This is a genomic window from uncultured Halorubrum sp., from assembly GCF_937146585.1.
In the GTDB taxonomy this organism is placed as follows: domain Archaea; phylum Halobacteriota; class Halobacteria; order Halobacteriales; family Haloferacaceae; genus Halorubrum; species Halorubrum miltondacostae.
Genome location: NZ_CAKZRO010000139.1, coordinates 42,868 through 57,268, shown reverse-complemented (window position 1 = coordinate 57,268; position 14,401 = coordinate 42,868). Strand labels below are relative to the sequence as shown.

At 71.9% G+C, this 14,401-nt stretch carries 16 protein-coding genes; 8 read left to right on the top strand and 8 right to left on the bottom strand.

From position 1 onward, the window contains the following. The first annotated feature begins 39 nt into the window (after positions 1-39). Positions 40-1,557 carry a 2,3-bisphosphoglycerate-independent phosphoglycerate mutase gene (gpmI, locus tag Q0116_RS11135; protein ID WP_297888124.1) on the top strand — a complete coding sequence of 506 codons (1,518 nt, stop codon included), beginning with the start codon at positions 40-42 and terminating at the stop codon, positions 1,555-1,557. A 105-nt stretch (positions 1,558-1,662) separates the two neighbouring features. Then, entirely contained in the window at positions 1,663-2,805 is a 1,143-nt protein-coding gene (locus Q0116_RS11130) for a thiolase family protein (protein ID WP_297888121.1), read from the top strand. A gap of 250 nt (positions 2,806-3,055) precedes the next feature. Here the strand turns inward: Q0116_RS11130 and thiL are convergent, their stop codons facing one another. Continuing rightward, positions 3,056-3,964: a thiamine-phosphate kinase gene (thiL, locus tag Q0116_RS11125; protein WP_297888118.1), complete on the bottom strand. Its 909-nt coding sequence runs from the start codon at positions 3,962-3,964 to the stop codon at positions 3,056-3,058. Between the two features lie 315 nt (positions 3,965-4,279). On the opposite strand from thiL, the gene Q0116_RS11120 reads away from it, so the two are divergent. From Q0116_RS11120 to Q0116_RS11105, 4 genes are read left to right on the top strand one after another with little or no spacing between them, the layout of a single operon-like run. Further along, entirely contained in the window at positions 4,280-4,600 is a 321-nt protein-coding gene (locus Q0116_RS11120; RefSeq protein ID WP_297888115.1) for a hypothetical protein, read from the top strand. Then, the gene (locus tag Q0116_RS11115) at positions 4,597-4,794 is read left to right on the top strand and encodes a hypothetical protein (protein WP_297888113.1); all 198 of its coding nucleotides are present in this window, start codon (positions 4,597-4,599) and stop codon (positions 4,792-4,794) included. The genes Q0116_RS11120 and Q0116_RS11115 overlap by 4 nt, the downstream gene beginning before the upstream one ends. Before the next feature lie 4 nt (positions 4,795-4,798). Further along, positions 4,799-5,842, top strand: a complete 1,044-nt coding sequence (gene aceA / locus Q0116_RS11110; RefSeq protein ID WP_297888111.1) for an isocitrate lyase — start codon at positions 4,799-4,801, stop codon at positions 5,840-5,842. After that, positions 5,842-6,762, top strand: coding sequence for a CoA ester lyase (locus Q0116_RS11105; RefSeq protein ID WP_297888109.1), 921 nt, complete (start codon positions 5,842-5,844; stop codon positions 6,760-6,762). The genes aceA and Q0116_RS11105 overlap by 1 nt, the downstream gene beginning before the upstream one ends. A 26-nt stretch (positions 6,763-6,788) precedes the next feature. On the opposite strand, the gene Q0116_RS11100 is transcribed toward Q0116_RS11105, so the two are convergent. The 3 genes from Q0116_RS11100 to Q0116_RS11090 all read right to left on the bottom strand — a co-directional run bounded on the left by Q0116_RS11100 (position 6,789) and on the right by Q0116_RS11090 (position 9,383). Continuing rightward, complete coding sequence (locus tag Q0116_RS11100) at positions 6,789-8,066, bottom strand: CaiB/BaiF CoA-transferase family protein (RefSeq protein ID WP_297888106.1); 1,278 nt, start codon at positions 8,064-8,066, stop codon at positions 6,789-6,791. 114 nt (positions 8,067-8,180) lie between these two features. Next, the gene (locus tag Q0116_RS11095) at positions 8,181-8,345 is read right to left on the bottom strand and encodes a hypothetical protein (RefSeq protein ID WP_006112153.1); all 165 of its coding nucleotides are present in this window, start codon (positions 8,343-8,345) and stop codon (positions 8,181-8,183) included. A gap of 54 nt (positions 8,346-8,399) precedes the next feature. After that, complete coding sequence (locus Q0116_RS11090; RefSeq protein ID WP_297888102.1) at positions 8,400-9,383, bottom strand: nucleoside recognition protein; 984 nt, start codon at positions 9,381-9,383, stop codon at positions 8,400-8,402. Positions 9,384-9,500: 117 nt separating this feature from the next. Here Q0116_RS11090 and Q0116_RS11085 point away from each other — a divergent pair, with 117 nt between their 5' ends. After that, positions 9,501-10,388, top strand: coding sequence for a hypothetical protein (locus Q0116_RS11085; protein WP_297888100.1), 888 nt, complete (start codon positions 9,501-9,503; stop codon positions 10,386-10,388). 66 nt (positions 10,389-10,454) lie between these two features. Here the strand turns inward: Q0116_RS11085 and Q0116_RS11080 are convergent, their stop codons facing one another. Then, complete coding sequence (locus Q0116_RS11080) at positions 10,455-11,405, bottom strand: aminopeptidase (RefSeq protein WP_297888097.1); 951 nt, start codon at positions 11,403-11,405, stop codon at positions 10,455-10,457. Between the two features lie 184 nt (positions 11,406-11,589). Here Q0116_RS11080 and Q0116_RS11075 point away from each other — a divergent pair, with 184 nt between their 5' ends. Next, on the top strand, positions 11,590-12,657 hold the full coding sequence (locus Q0116_RS11075) for a type II glyceraldehyde-3-phosphate dehydrogenase (protein WP_297888093.1): 1,068 nt from the start codon (positions 11,590-11,592) through the stop codon (positions 12,655-12,657). Positions 12,658-12,696: 39 nt separating this feature from the next. Here Q0116_RS11075 and Q0116_RS11070 read toward each other — a convergent pair whose 3' ends face one another. The 3 genes from Q0116_RS11070 to Q0116_RS11060 all read right to left on the bottom strand — a co-directional run bounded on the left by Q0116_RS11070 (position 12,697) and on the right by Q0116_RS11060 (position 14,360). Further along, on the bottom strand, positions 12,697-12,873 hold the full coding sequence (locus tag Q0116_RS11070) for a hypothetical protein (RefSeq protein WP_199719459.1): 177 nt from the start codon (positions 12,871-12,873) through the stop codon (positions 12,697-12,699). Positions 12,874-13,013: 140 nt separating this feature from the next. After that, a complete protein-coding gene (locus tag Q0116_RS11065; RefSeq protein WP_297888089.1) occupies positions 13,014-13,313 on the bottom strand; it encodes a hypothetical protein in 300 nt (99 codons plus the stop codon). A 69-nt stretch (positions 13,314-13,382) separates the two neighbouring features. Further along, positions 13,383-14,360, bottom strand: coding sequence for a hypothetical protein (locus tag Q0116_RS11060; protein WP_297888087.1), 978 nt, complete (start codon positions 14,358-14,360; stop codon positions 13,383-13,385). Positions 14,361-14,401 lie beyond the last annotated feature (41 nt).

Sequence of the window (14,401 nt, the reverse complement as noted above, 5' to 3'; positions counted from 1 at the left end):
CATCGAAGGGTAGTTACCCGCCGGGCGGCACGCTGGGGTATGGAGACGGCACTCGTCATCCTCGACGGCTGGGGGCTCGGCGACCACGACCGCCGCGACGCGGTGAAGGCGGCCGAGACGCCCGCGTTCGACGCGGCGACGGAGCGCGGGGCGGACGGCCGCCTCGTGGTCCACGGCCGCCGCGTCGGGCTCCCGGAGGGACAGATGGGGAACTCCGAGGTGGGCCACCTCAACATCGGCGCCGGCCGCGTGGTGAAGCAGGCGTACACCCGGATCACGGACGCGCTCGCGGAGGGGTCGCTCGCCGACAACGACGCGGTCGCGGACGCGCTCGACCACGCGGCGTCGACCGGCGGCCGCGTCCACTTCATGGGGCTCGTCTCCGACGGCGGCGTCCACTCGGACGTGGAGCACCTGCTCGCGCTGATCGACGCCGCGGCCGACGCGGGCGTCCCGGCGACGAGCCACGCGTTCACCGACGGGCGCGACACCGCCCCGGAGATCGCCGACGGGTTCCTCGCCGACGTGACCGCGAAGGCCGACGAGCGCGGCACCGGCCACGTCGCGACCGTCACCGGCCGGTACCACGCGATGGACCGCGACGAGAACTGGGAGCGCACGAAGAAGGCGTACGACGCCATCGTCGCCCGCGAGGCCCCGCACGAGGCCGAGAGCGCGGTCGCGGCCGCCCGCGAGGCGCACGCCCGCGGCGAGACGGACGAGTTCGTCGAGCCGACGCTCGTCGCCGACGAGCCCGCGCTCGCCGACGGCGACGCGGTGATCTTCTTCAACTTCCTGGCCGACCGCGCCCGCCAGCTCGTCCGGATGCTCACCGACACGCGCCCCGACTGGGCGTTCGACCTCGACCAGCCCGACGTCCGGCTGACGACGATGACCGAGTACGACGAGACGTTCGACTTCCCCGTCGCGTTCCCGCCGGAGATCCCCGCGAACACGATCGGCGAGGTCGTCGCGGACGCCGACGGCACCCAGCTCCGGATCGCCGAGTCGGAGAAGTACCCCCACGTCACCTACTTCCTCAACGGCGGCCGCGAGGTGGAGTTCCCGGGCGAGATCCGGACGATCGTCGAGAGCCCGGACGTCCCGACGTACGACCTCCAGCCGGCGATGTCCGCGCCCGAGGTGACCGACGAGGCCGTCGAGACGATCGCCTCCGACGACCCCGACCTGCTCGTCTTGAACTACGCGAACCCGGACATGGTGGGCCACACCGGCGATTTCGACGCCGCCGTGGAGGCGGTCGAGGCCGTCGACGCCCAGCTCGACCGCCTGCTCTCGGCGGTCGCCGACGCCGGGGCGCACGCGGTCGTCACCGCCGACCACGGCAACGCCGACGACATGGGCACGGCGGACGACCCCCACACCGCCCACACGTACAATCCGGTCCCGTTCGTCTACCTCACGCCCGACGGCGACGACGGCGGCAAGCGGGTCCGCGAGGGCGGCTCGCTCTGCGACATCGCGCCCACGCTGCTCGACCTGATGGACCGCGATGCCCCCGACGAGATGACCGGCGAGAGCCTGCTGACGGAGTGACCCGCGCGGCCGCGGCGTCGCGGCCGTCCGGATAAACGATAAACTTCGGATCGATTCTCGCTCGTTCCACGGCGTTTTAATACGGCGTCGGGTCTGTGATCGTTCATGACAGACGAGACCACGCCCGTGATCGCGGCCGCCTACCGAACCCCGCAGGGGAAAGACGGCGGCGTCTACGAGGACGTCCGCAGCGAGGACCTCTCGACGACGCTCATCGACCACGCGCTCGCGGAGACGGGGCTGACGAGCGACCACGTCGACGACCTGATGTGGGGGGTCGCACAGCAGCGGACCGAGCAGGACAACAACGTCGCGCGCGTCATCGCGCTCCTCTCCGAGTTGGGCGAGTCGGTGCCCGCCACCTCGATCAACCGCTGGTGCGCCTCCTCGATGCAGGCGGTCATCTCGGCGTCCGACGCCGTCGCGGCGGGGAACCGCGAGTGTATCATCGCGGGCGGCGTCGAGAACATGAGCCGCGTGCCGATGGACGGCGACTCCTACGAGCACCTCCACCCCGAGCTGTCCGAGCAGTACAACATCTTCCAGCTCCAGATGGGGATGACCGCCGAGAAGGTCGCCGAGGAGTACGACGTGAGCCGCGAGGCGCAAGACGAGTACGCCGCCCGCAGCCACCAGCGCGCCGCCGAGGCGACCGAGTCGGGCCGCTTCGACGACGAGATCGTCCCCGTCGAGACCGAGGACGGCCTCGTCGAGGCGGACGAGGGGATCCGCCCCGACACGACCGCCGAGAAGCTCGCCGACCTGCCGCCCGCCTTCACCGGCGACGGCAGCGTCACCGCGGGGAACTCCTCGCAGATCTCCGACGGCGCGTCGCTGACCGTGGTCACGAGTAAAGCGTTCGCGGAGGCGCACGGCCTCGACGTGCTCGCCGAGGTCGGCACGAACAACGTCGCCGGCGTCGACCCCACCGTCATGGGGATCGGTCCGGTGCCCGCCACCCGCGGCCTGCTGGAGCGCGCCGGCACCGACATCGACGACTACGACCTCGTCGAACTCAACGAGGCGTTCGCCTCCCAGTGCGAGTACTCGCGGCGCGAGCTCGGCATCGACGAGGACCAGTACAACGTCAACGGCGGGGCCATCGCGCTCGGCCACCCGCTCGGCGCGTCCGGCGCTCGGCTCCCCGTCACGCTGCTCCACGAGATGCAGAAGCGCGACGTCGACCGCGGGCTCGCGACGCTCTGCGTCGGCTTCGGGCAGGGCGCGGCGATCGAGTTCCTGCGATAGGCGCCGCGAAGGGCGACGCATTTCTTCGGTGGCGCGTGCCGACGAGCAGCCGGAGGCTGTGAGCCGCACGCGCGAGTGAGTCGCTGGCGGCCGAGCGGAGCGAAGGCCGCCAGCGACGAGGCTGGGGAGGTGTGAGGCTGTGGTTGCGGTGCTGGGCGGGCCTCGCGGCTGGGGCCTCGGGAGCGGTCATGTCAGTCGGCCGTTTGTCAAAGATTTCGCCGCACAGGGGACCGGCTGAGACTTCGACGGTTCACTCGTCGCCGTGCGTGAACCCGCGGTCGGGCAGCGGGTCGCCGTCGGCGACGACGCGCGGTCCCCCTTCCGGCGCCTCCCTCACCGTCCCGATCCGCGTGAGCCCCGCCGGACACGCTTCGCTGACCGCCGACACCGCCGACTCCGGGACCGCACAGACCAGCTCGAAGTCCTCGCCGAAGTGGGCCGCCAGCTCGAACCGCTCGCCCTCCCCGTCGGCGACCTCGTCGACCGCGGGGTGGACCGGGAGCGCCTCGCGCTCCAACTCTATCCGCGCGCCGCTCGCCTCGGCGAGCTGGTGACACGACCGCGCCAGCCCGTCCGAAGAGTCCATCATCGCGGTCGCCGTCCCCGCGAGCGCCAGCCCGTCCGCGACCCGCGGCGCGAACCGGAACAGTTCGTTCGCGCGCTCGACCGACTCCTCGTCGCCGCGCTCGAACAGCCGCAGCGCCGCCGCGGACCGGCCCCACTCGCCGGTGACGCAGAGGGCGTCGCCCGGCCCCGCCCCGTCTCGGGTGACGGCTCCGGCGTCGGTCACGCGCCCGACGGCGGTGGTCGCGGTCGTGAACTCGACGTGCTCGTCGAGGTCGCCGCCCACGTACTCGGCGTCGACCGCCTCGGAGACGTCGACCGCGCCGGCGACGAACCGGTCCAGATCCCCGGGGTCGAACGCGGCGTCGGCGTAGACGGCGACCGCGGCCCGGGCGGCCGCGCCCATCGCGGCCACGTCCGAGAGCGACGCGCCGACTGCGCGCCAGCCGGCGGTGTACCGCGTCGTGCCGGGCGGGAAGTCGGTCCGCTCGTGGAGCATGTCCGTCGTGATCACCGTCCCGTCGACGACGGCGGCGTCGTCGCCCGCGTGCGGGAGGTCGGCCGCGAGGGCCCGGAGGGCGTCGCGCTCGTTCACTACCTACGCTCCGCGCGGCGAGGCCAATAAGCGATCGGTCCCGGCGGTCGCCGTCGATTTCATCGCTGGCCCCGGCGTGCTCTCGGGATTCGGTCAGTACGCGTCGGGGGTCGGTCGGGTTATCGTGGTGCGTGTTGTCATGGAACATTTAATCGGATAAAACAACATAACGAATATTATCATTATCAATCATTATGTTTAATACCGTCCTCCGATTTGCTTCGGTCGCAATGGCAGTATCCGTACACGGACACGCAGCCGGCCGCCGCACAGACGCGATCACCAGACGACCGCCGCAACCGCCCACACGACCCGATGACGACGCCTAACGACACGCCCGACGACACGACCCGACGCACCGACACGACGACCGATCCGGACTCGACCGACCGGACCGGCACGACCACTTCTCCGCGGACGATCCCCGGCCGCACCCCGCTGACCGAGGAGGCCGGCGCGCCGTTGGTCCCAGCGATCACCACTCGGCGAGCGACGCAGACGCGGTCGTCCGGCTCGCCGCAGACGACCGACGCTCCCCGACCCGCCCGCCCCCCGACGGACGACGAGCGCGACGCGCCGCTGGTCCCCGACCTGCGTCCCGCTCCGCGAACGCGGACCGACGGGGGGTCGCGATGACGGCGAACGCGACGCTCCGTCCCCGCGACCGCTCCGCAAGCGCGGACCCCGAGGAGTCGTTCCGCCGCGCCGTCCCGATGACCGGGACCGGCGACGGCCCGCGCCCCGATTCCACGGCGTTCGCGCCCGCCGCTCGCCGCGCCGGCGGGCGCTCCGCCGCGTCGAACCGCACCGCAGACGACGCCACGCAGTAACTCGATGAATCCCAACGAACTCGACGACGACGTCTTCACCAGAGATATCGACAACCCGGCCGGCCGCCGACTCCGCGAGCTGTTCGACGAGCAGGAGTACACGTTCGCGCCCGGGATCTACCACGCGCTCGACGCCCGCCTCGCCGAGATGGCCGGGCTCGACGCGGCCTACATGAGCGGCTACTCGACCGTCCTCGGCCAGTTCGGCTTCCCCGACCTGGAGATGGTCACGATGTCCGAGATGGTCGAGAACGCGAAACGCATGGTCGAGGCGACGAACCTTCCCGTCATCGCCGACTGCGACACCGGCTACGGGGGCGTCCACAACGTCCGGCGCGCGGTCCGCGAGTACGAGAAGGCCGGCGTCGCCGCCGTCCACATCGAGGACCAGACCTCGCCGAAGCGCTGCGGGCACATCGCCGGCAAGCAGATCGTCTCCCGCGAGCAGGCGCGCTCGCGCTTCGAGGCCGCCGTCGACGCCAAGCAGAGCGAGGACACGGTGATCATCGCCCGCACCGACGCGTACGGCTCCGCCAACGGCGACTGGGAGGAGCACCTCGAACGCGGGCGGATCTACGCCGACGCCGGCGTCGACCTCGTCTGGCCGGAGATGCCCGACCCGTCCCGCGAGGACGCGGTCGAGTACGCCGAGACGATCCACGAGACCCACCCGGACCTCGACCTGGCGTTCAACTACTCCTCGTCGTTCGAGTGGGGCGCCGAGGAGGACCCGCTCACCTTCGAGGAGCTGGGCGACCTGGGCTACCAGTACATCTTCATCACGCTGTTCGGGCTCCACTCCGGCGCGCACGCCGCCTACGAGGACTTCGCGAACATCGCCGAGAACGACGAGGCGGCGCAGTTCGACCTCGAGGAGCGCTACATCGGCCACGAGACCGAGAGCCACCACGAGCTCTCCTTCGTCCCGCGGTATCAGGACATCGAGGCCGAGTTCGACCCCGAGGCCCGGAAGCGCCAGGAGGAGTCGGCCGGCTTCACCGAGGAAGAGAACGACCCGATCACCGCCTCCGAGGGGGGTGACGACTGATGGGCGGGCCGGACGACGTCACGCTCCGGCGGAGCCAGCTGGCGACGCCGGGCTCCGACCCGAAGATGATCGAGCGGGCGCCCGACTCCGGGGCCGACGAGGCGTTCATCGACTTGGAGGACTCGGTGGCGCCGTCCGAGAAGATCGAGGCCCGCGAGAACGCTATCGAGGGCCTGATCGAGTACGACTGGTCCGACACCCGGCCCTGTTACCGGATGAACGGCGTCGACACCCGGTGGTTCTACGACGACGTGATCGAGGTCGTCGGGCGGGCCGGCGAACACCTCGACACGATCATGGTGCCGATGGCGAACAACCCGGAGACGGTCGCCACCGTCGACAACCTGCTGACGCAGGTCGAGACGAACAACGACCTGCCGGTCGGCGAGATCGGCCTCCAGGCGCAGATCGAGTCGCCGGAGGCGATGACGAAGGTCGCCGACATCGCCCGCGCGAGCGACCGGCTGGAGTCGCTCGTCTTCGGCCCCGGCGACTACACCGCGAACGTCGGCGCGTCCGGCCTCACCATCGGCTCCGGCGGCGGCTATCCCGGCCACTACTGGCACTACCAGCTCGCGCGCATCGCCCACGCGGCGAAGGCGCAGGGGCTCCAGGTGATCGACGGGCCCTACGCCGAGATCGAGAACACGGACGGGTTCCGCGACTCCTGCCGGTGGGCGAGCCAGCTGGGCTGTGACGGCAAGTGGGCGATCCACCCGAGCCAGATCGAGCCCGCGAACGAGACGTTCGCGCCCTCGCCCGAGGAGGCCGAGAAGGCCCGCCGGATCGTCGACGCCTACGCGGAGGCGAAAGAACAGGGCAGGGGCGCCGTCTCGGTCGACGGCGAGATGGTCGACGAGGCGACGGACAAGATGGCCCGCGGCATCGTCGCGCGCGCCGAACAGGCCGGCATCCTGTAGGGGCCGCCCCCGCCGGTCGGCTGTTTTTATCGCGGCCCCGGAATCGCGCCGCGCTCTCGGAGTTCGTCGACGTCGCCCGCGTCGTAGCCGTACTCCCGTAGCACCGACTCCGTGTGCTCGCCGAGCGCCGGCGGATGGCGGCGGACGGTCGTCGGCGTCCGCGAGAACTGCATCGGCGAGCCGGGGAACCGCACCGTGCCCGCGGTCGGGTGTTCGGCCTCGGCGAGCATCCCCCGCGCCTCGATCTGGGGGTCCGCGAACACCTCGCTCACGTCGCGGACGCGGCTCGCGGGCACGTCGTGGGCTTCGAGCCGCTCGACCGCCTCAGCCGTCGACATCGCCGCGAACGTCTCCCCCAGCTCGCGGTCGACGAACTCGCGGTTCCGGACGCGCCCCTCGTTCGTCTCCAACCGCTCGTCGGCGAGCAGGTCGGGGCGGTCGACCGCCTCGCACAGCGGCGGCCAGAACCGGTCCGACGAGCAGGCGACGACGACGTACCCGTCGCTCGTCTCGAACGCCTGGTACGGGACGATGTTCGGGTGTTTGCTTCCCATCCGCCCCGGCGGGTCGCCGCTGGCGAAGTAGTTCGTCGCCATGTAGCTGGTCCAGGCGGCCTGCCCGTCCAACAGGCTCACGTCGATCTTCTGCCCGCGGCCGTCGCCGATCTCGCGTTCAAGCAGGGCGGCGAGGATCGCCTGCGTCGCGTACATCCCGGCCCCGACGTCGGCGAGCGCGACGCCGATCCGGACCGGCGGTCCGCCCTCGACGCCGGTGAACGACATGAAGCCGCCGCGGGCCTGCATCATGATGTCGTAGGCTGGCTTGTCGCGGTCGGGGCCCCACTCGCCGTAGCCGGAGATGGCGCAGTAGACGAGCCCGGGGTTCTCCGCGACGAGGTCGCCGTAGTCGAGGCCCCACTCGGCGGTCTTCCCGACGCGGAAGTTCTCGACGAGCACGTCGGCCTCCCGCGCGAGGTCGCGGACGACCGCGCGCCCCGCCTCGGTTGTCAGGTCCAGCTGGATCGACCGCTTGTTGCGGTTGACGCTGACGTAGTAGGCGCTCGCGTCGCCGTCGTCGTCTCCGTCCTCCCCGCCGGCGTCACCGTCGTCCGCACTGAACGCCGGCGGGACCCACGTCCGGGTCTGGTCGCCCCGGCCGGGCCGCTCGACTTTGATCACCTCCGCGCCGAGGTCGCCGAGCTGCATCGTACAGAACGGGCCGACGAGGACCCGAGAGAGGTCCAACACGGTGAGCCCGTCCAGCGGCCCGACGTCGCTCTCGGGGTCGCGCGCCTCACCGACCACGCGCTCTCGCCTCCGCGGACCGCCGCCGTGTCCGGTTCATGCGATCCGCCTCAGCCGCCGGGGTACTGAGTGTTGGGGTGTATCGGACGGAAGAGAAACGGAGAAGCGGCCGTCTCAGGCCGGGAGCGTATCGATGCCGTCGATCTCGACGAAGCCGTAGCCGCAGTCTGGACAGCGCCACTTCGTCTTCTCGCCGAGGTGGAGGGTCATCGCCGCGGTCCGGTAGAACGAACGGGTCTCGCCGCACGCGGGACAGTCCACGTCCTTTTCGAGCGCCATGTGCGCCGATCGATCCGGGCCGGTGTTGAACCTACTGATTCGGGTTTCGACCGCTCACCACACCGGCGCGAGCAACAGCGCGACCGTCGCCGAGATGAAGACGAGCTTGAGCGCGGTGTTGACGACTATCACCTTCGTGCCGAACGACGGGCCCCAGATCCCGTACTGGAACGGGATCGAGCGCCGGAACGTGGAGACCGCGAACGAGAGGATGCTCCCGATGAGCAGCGACGCGACCGCGGTCCGCGTCGTGAAGATGCCGGCCTCGGTCCCGGCGAGCGTCGCCGCGCCCGCGGTAGTGTCGAGCGTGAACACCGCGACGACCGGCACCGCGGCGCCCGGCAGGCCCAGCACGCCCGTGATCGGCTCCGCCACGCTCGTCAGCGCCGTCACGTCGTAGGTCGTGACGAGCCAGATGACCAGCGTGTACACGACCGCGAGCCGCGGGACGATCCGCCGGAGGGTCCGCCACGACTTCCCGGCCGCGTCGCGCACGCGCTCCCGGTCGGTGCGGTCGTCGTCCTCGGGCCCGGTCGCCTCGACGTCGGCGAGCGCGGCGCGGTCGACGTTCGACTCGGAGAGGAGGAACCCGCCCGCGACGACGCCGGTGACGGTGATCAGTAGCGCGATGCCGGCGCGAGCGCCGACGTAGACGGCCCCGGTGGTGACGCCGAGGATCGGGATCAACACCGGGACGTAATAGGTGAACACGTGCTGGACGAAGCCGAAGAACGTGTTCATCGTCACCGCGACGAGCGTCGCCCGGTCGTCGAGCAGGCCCGACTCGCGGAACTCCGCGAGCGTCGCGTAGCCCGCGGTCGTCGACGCCGCGGTCGTGAGGATCGCCGTGCCGACCTCGTCCGGGAGGTTCGCCGGCCGGGTGAGCCACCCCGCGAGCCCGGCGACGTACCGGACCAGCCCGAACGCGACGGCGACGTTGGCGGCGAAGACGCCCCCCGCGATGAACGCCGTGATGCGGGCCAGCCGGGGGACCACCTCCGCGAGCAGCGTCGACAGGTCGGCGGCGACCGATTGCACGAATCGGCGTACGCGAGGGGCGCTCAAATGGCCGTCGGAACGGACGGGCGTTCCCGGAGGGTCGGAACGCGCGCCGCCGCGCGGGGCTTATGTCCCGCCGCGGAGAACGGCCTCCCGATGGCTCCCGCCGAGGACGACATCTCGATCGACGAAAAGCGCGTGTACGCGGGCAGCGCCGGCCGCACCGACGCCTACGTCGCGACGGGAACGGGGATCGTCCGCGTCTCGCTGTCGGCCGACAAGGTCGGCGCGTTCGACATGGTCGCCCGCGGCCCCGCCCGCGACGTCGCCGTCCTCCCGCGGGACGGGGGGGCCGACCTCGTCGTCGCGGCCACGCCCGACGGGCTCTCGGTCGCGGCGGTCGGCGACGACCCCGCGTTCGAGTCGGCCGACGACGAACCGGCGGTCGCGGTCGGCAGGACGAGGAGCCGCGACGGGGCGCTCGTCGTCGCCCGCGGGGACGGAACGATCGAGCGCGTCGCGTTCGAGGCGGGAGAGACCGCGGTCGCGTCGACCGCGCAGATCGGGTCCGTCGCGGACCCCCGGGCAGTCGACGGCGGCCTCGTCGCGAGCGCGGAGGGAGTGTACCGGGTCGGCGAGGGCGGGCTCACGGACGTCGGTCTCGACGACGCCCGCGACGTGGCCGGGCCGGGGATGCCGCTGGCGGCGACCGGCGCGGGGCTCTACTGGCTCGGCAACGGCTGGATGGCGGTCCGGGATGCCGCCGCGGACGCGGTCGCGGCCGACGGCGACGGGCACGCGATGGCGGTCGTCGACGGCGACCTGCTCGTCCACGCGGGCGAGAGCGGCGGGTGGGGCGACGAGACGTGGGCGCCCGCGGACCTGCCCGTCGACGAGCGGGCCGTCGCGCTCGGCTACGGCCCCGGTATCTCGGTCGCGGTCACCGACGCGGGCACGCTCTGCGTCGACGCCGGCGACGGGTGGCGACACCAGGTGGTCGGCGTCCGGGACGTGGCGGGCGTGACGCTCGCGGTCGTGGAGTAGGTCGTTCCCGCCGGGTAGATGCTCCCGAAGCCTCGGCCGCGGGGACTCTCGCGGCTCGGTGCGCTCCTACGCGCTCGGCAGGTCGATCTCGTCGCCGTCGGCGTAGACCGTCGGGTCTCGGACGATCCCGTCGAGGTGGAGCGGCGCGTCCGTCTCGCCGCCGATCCCGGCGTTGTCGCCGATCGCGATGTGGACGGTGCCGCCCGCCTTCTCGTCGAGCAGGACCGAGCCGACGAGCTCCTCGACGCCGCCGTTGGTCCCGATGCCGAGCTCCGCGAGGTTGTACGCCGCGTCGCCGACCTCGTCGGCGGCCGCCTCCACGTCGGCGCGGATCGCGTCGTCGCTGATCTCGGTCACGAACCCGTCTTCGACCTCGAACGCGAGCTCCTGCCCGTCGTCGAGCAGGCCGTGGGGCATCATCGTCCCGTCGACGACGAAGGTCCCGGTCGCGCTCGCGGGCGCGACGAACACCTCGCCGGCGGGGAGGTTCGAGAAATCGCCGGGCTCGCGCACCATCCCGGTGTCGGCGAGCCACTCGCGGTCGCCGATCTCGAAGGCGATGTCCGTGCCGGCGGGCGCGGTGACGCGGACCTCGTCGGCGTCGCCGATCTGCCCCAGCACATCGTCGCAGGCGGCCTCGATGGCGGCGTAGTCCGCGTCGAGGCCGGTCGTGAACACGTCCTCTGTGATCCCCGGCAGCGTCGCGCCGCGCGCGCCGGCGTCGCAGGCCGCGCCGCGGGCGCGGGTGTGGCTCAGGCTCTTCGTCGTCGGCGCGAGGAAGACGTCGGCCTCCGCCATCGCGGCCGCGACCGGGGCCGGCGGCTCCGTCCCGTGCTGCTCGGCCGGCGGGTACCGCAGGAGCGTCGCGTCGTCGGTGGCGTCGGTCGCGGCCGCGTAGAGCGCCTCGCCGATCGGCTCGCGCGCGTCGTCGGTGACGACCGCGACCGACTCGTCGGGCGCGACGTTCAGACACTGTTCGACCGCGGTCGCCGCGGCGTCGGAGAGGTCGGCTGCCATGTCAGCGTCTCCGTCCGGCCGGGCGTTAGGCCTTGTCATCGCCGCGTTTACTCTATTCCGTAATTGAATTATTTACGTCCGGTGTCGATCGGCGTCGAATTAACCGATCGATTACTCGTGGGGTAGTTAATTTCATTTCGCCGACCTCGAAAAGATTATACCGATTCCCGAGCGAGGGGCAAACATGATTCGCGTGGGCGTCAACGGCTACGGGACGATCGGGAAGCGGGTCGCGGACGCCGTCGCGGCCCAGCCGGACATGAAGCTCGTCGGCGTGACGAAGGCGTCGCCCGACTACGGCGTCGAGGCCGCGGCGCGGCGCGGGTACGACCTGTACGCGGCGGTCGACGACCGCGCCGAGGCGTTCGCGGCCGCCGGCGTCGACCTCGCCGGCACGCTCGACGACCTGCTCGACGCCGTCGACGTCGTCGTCGACTGCGCGCCCTCCGGCGTCGGCGAGCGCAACGCCCCCGTCTACGAGGCGCACGACACGCCGGCGATCTTCCAGGGCGGCGAGGACGCCGCAATCGCCGAGGCCTCGTTCAACGCTCGCGGCCGGTTCGAGGCGGCCCGCGGCGCGGACGCGGTCCGCGTCGTCTCCTGTAACACGACGGCGCTCTCGCGGCTGCTCGCGCCGCTCGACGAGACGTACGGCGTCGAGAAGGCGCGCGTCACGCTCGTGCGCCGCGGCGGCGACCCCAGCGAGACGAACCGCGGCCCGATAAACGACATCGTCCCCGACCCCGCCACGGTCCCCTCCCACCACGGCCCGGACGTGAACGAGGTCCTCCCCGACGTTGCGGTCGACACCGCGGCGCTGAAGGCGCCGGTCACGGGGATGCACACCCACAGCGTCAACGTCACGCTAGAGACCGGGCCCGACCCGGCGGCCGTCCGCGACCTCCTCGCCGACGAGGACCGGATCTTCCTCGTCCCGGAGGCCGCGGGCATCGACGGCGCCGGCGCGCTGAAGGAGTACGCCGCCGACGCGGGGCGGCCCCGCGGCGACCTCTGGGAGAACTGCGTCTGGGAGGAGTCGATCAGCGTCACCGGCCGGGACCTCTACCTCTTCCAGAACGTCCACCAGGAGGCCGACGTGGTCCCGGAGAACGTCGACGCGATCCGCGCGATGACGACCGACGTCGACGCGGCCGAGTCGATGGCGCGGACGAACGAGACGCTCGGCGTGGGCCTCGAGAGCCGACTCGGAGGCGACGGGCCGGCGCGAACGGAACTGACGGCCGACGACTGACGACCGCGGTCGCGGGTCGCTACCGCTCGGAAACGACGGTCACTCGCTCGGTCGCGTGACGAGGAACGTGCGCCCGCCTCGGCGTTCGAGGTGGACCTCGCTGCCGTCGACGCGGTTCGCGCGGACGCGGTCCGGGAGGCGGTCGGTTCGACAGTCGGTGACGTCCACGCGGGTCGGCGTCGCGTATCGGGGTCGGTCGGCGGTGACTGCGCTCATATCACCAAATCGGGCCGGAACGCCCCTATAACCGAGCCATCCGCGGAGTGAAAGTGAAAGTAGACGGTTCCGCGTCGCTCGCGCGGAATTCGGACCGCTGCGGCCGCCCGACGAAGGTCGGACGGTCGTCGGCCGTCGCTCTACCGACGGAGGCCGGTCGCCTCGTCGCCCTCGACGAACCGTACCCGGAAGTAGTCGTACCCGCCGTAGGCGGCGTCGAGCGCGCCCATCCACCAGTTCCACCGCTCGACGAGCGACGAGCCGTCCGGGGCGTCCTCCAGGTGTCCGACCACCCCCGACACCGTCAGTCCGTGGCCGCGGTCCTCGGAGGGCCGCCCGGAGTCGACGAGGTCGCGGGCCGACCGCGAGACCGCCCGCCGCTCGGCCTCGGTCCCGCCGAACTCGTCGTCGAGTGCGCGTTCCAGACGCTTTCTGTCCATACTCGACCTTGGTCCCGCGGGTATATGAGTCGCGTGGTAGGGGGTGGCACGTCCGGTGACGCGACCCCGTCACAGCCGCGCGGCCAGCGCGAGGAACAGCAGCGAGAACGGCGCGGTCAGCAGCGCCAGCGCGACCCCGCCCGCCCCCTCGCCGGCCGCGACGGCCATGAGGAGACCGACGACGAGCGAGAACGACCCTAACACCGCGAGGGTGAGCCGCTCCGGGACGCTCGCCCGGTCCGGCCCGTCGCTCTCCGCGAGGACTGCGTCGAGCGCGGACTCGACCGCGTCCGCACGGTCGCGGGGGACGAACAGCCACGGCGTCGACCGGAACCACGCGTTCCCCCGATACGCCAGGAGGAACACCGTCGTCCACGGGAGGTCGATCCGCCGCGTCCTGACGACCGCCCCGAGGTCGTCGCTCCGGGTCCGGTCGCGCGACGGGTACGTCCGCGCGACCGTCCGGTCGCCCGGGTCGACCCGTACGAGGACCCCCGACGACTCCGCGGCCGCCGGCACGAGCCAGGCGACCCAGAACAGCGGCCAGAGCGTCGGCAGGACGTCCGCCGGGAGCGCCACCGCGGCCGCGACGACCGCGCCCAGCCCGGCCAGCGTCCACCCGGGCCGAAGCCCGCTCGCGGCCTCCCGCACCCGAGCGACGGACGGCTTCCCGACCGAGCCCTCGCGGTACACGGCGTACAGCACCGGTACGGTACCGATCAGGAACGCGAGGAGGAGCGCGACCCCGACGGCGACTTCCTCGGCCCCGACGCTCGGGACCGCGGGGTCGCCGGACGCGAGATCCGCGAGCCCCGCGGTGGCGACGACGCCGAGGACGACGAGAATCGCGCCGCCGATCGCGACGGACGCCCCGGTCGCGAGCGAACGCAGTCGCTGGTGGCGGACCGGGCCCCACTCGATCGGATCGCGTTCGGCGGCGGTCTCGGAGGTGTCGCGTTCGTCTCGGGAATCGGCGGAAGCCTCGTCGGATCCGACGAGTTCCGTCGCCTCCTCGGGGGTGGAGGGCGTCCCGCGCTCGGAGGGCATACGACCGCAGTTACCGCCCCGGTAATAAAAAGCGTGAGGCC

Bases quoted from the DNA above. Each gene is read 5' to 3' on its own strand.
- gpmI (WP_297888124.1), top strand. From the start codon at position 40: ATGGAGACGGCACTCGTCATCCTCGACGGCTGGGGGCTCGGCGACCAC.
- Q0116_RS11130 (WP_297888121.1), top strand. From the start codon at position 1,663: ATGACAGACGAGACCACGCCCGTGATCGCGGCCGCCTACCGAACCCCG.
- Q0116_RS11120 (WP_297888115.1), top strand. From the start codon at position 4,280: ATGACGACGCCTAACGACACGCCCGACGACACGACCCGACGCACCGAC.
- Q0116_RS11115 (WP_297888113.1), top strand. From the start codon at position 4,597: ATGACGGCGAACGCGACGCTCCGTCCCCGCGACCGCTCCGCAAGCGCG.
- aceA (WP_297888111.1), top strand. From the start codon at position 4,799: ATGAATCCCAACGAACTCGACGACGACGTCTTCACCAGAGATATCGAC.
- Q0116_RS11105 (WP_297888109.1), top strand. From the start codon at position 5,842: ATGGGCGGGCCGGACGACGTCACGCTCCGGCGGAGCCAGCTGGCGACG.
- Q0116_RS11095 (WP_006112153.1), bottom strand. From the start codon at position 8,345: ATGGCGCTCGAAAAGGACGTGGACTGTCCCGCGTGCGGCGAGACCCGT.
- Q0116_RS11085 (WP_297888100.1), top strand. From the start codon at position 9,501: ATGGCTCCCGCCGAGGACGACATCTCGATCGACGAAAAGCGCGTGTAC.
- Q0116_RS11080 (WP_297888097.1), bottom strand. From the start codon at position 11,405: ATGGCAGCCGACCTCTCCGACGCCGCGGCGACCGCGGTCGAACAGTGT.
- Q0116_RS11075 (WP_297888093.1), top strand. From the start codon at position 11,590: ATGATTCGCGTGGGCGTCAACGGCTACGGGACGATCGGGAAGCGGGTC.
- Q0116_RS11070 (WP_199719459.1), bottom strand. From the start codon at position 12,873: ATGAGCGCAGTCACCGCCGACCGACCCCGATACGCGACGCCGACCCGC.
- Q0116_RS11065 (WP_297888089.1), bottom strand. From the start codon at position 13,313: ATGGACAGAAAGCGTCTGGAACGCGCACTCGACGACGAGTTCGGCGGG.
- Q0116_RS11060 (WP_297888087.1), bottom strand. From the start codon at position 14,360: ATGCCCTCCGAGCGCGGGACGCCCTCCACCCCCGAGGAGGCGACGGAA.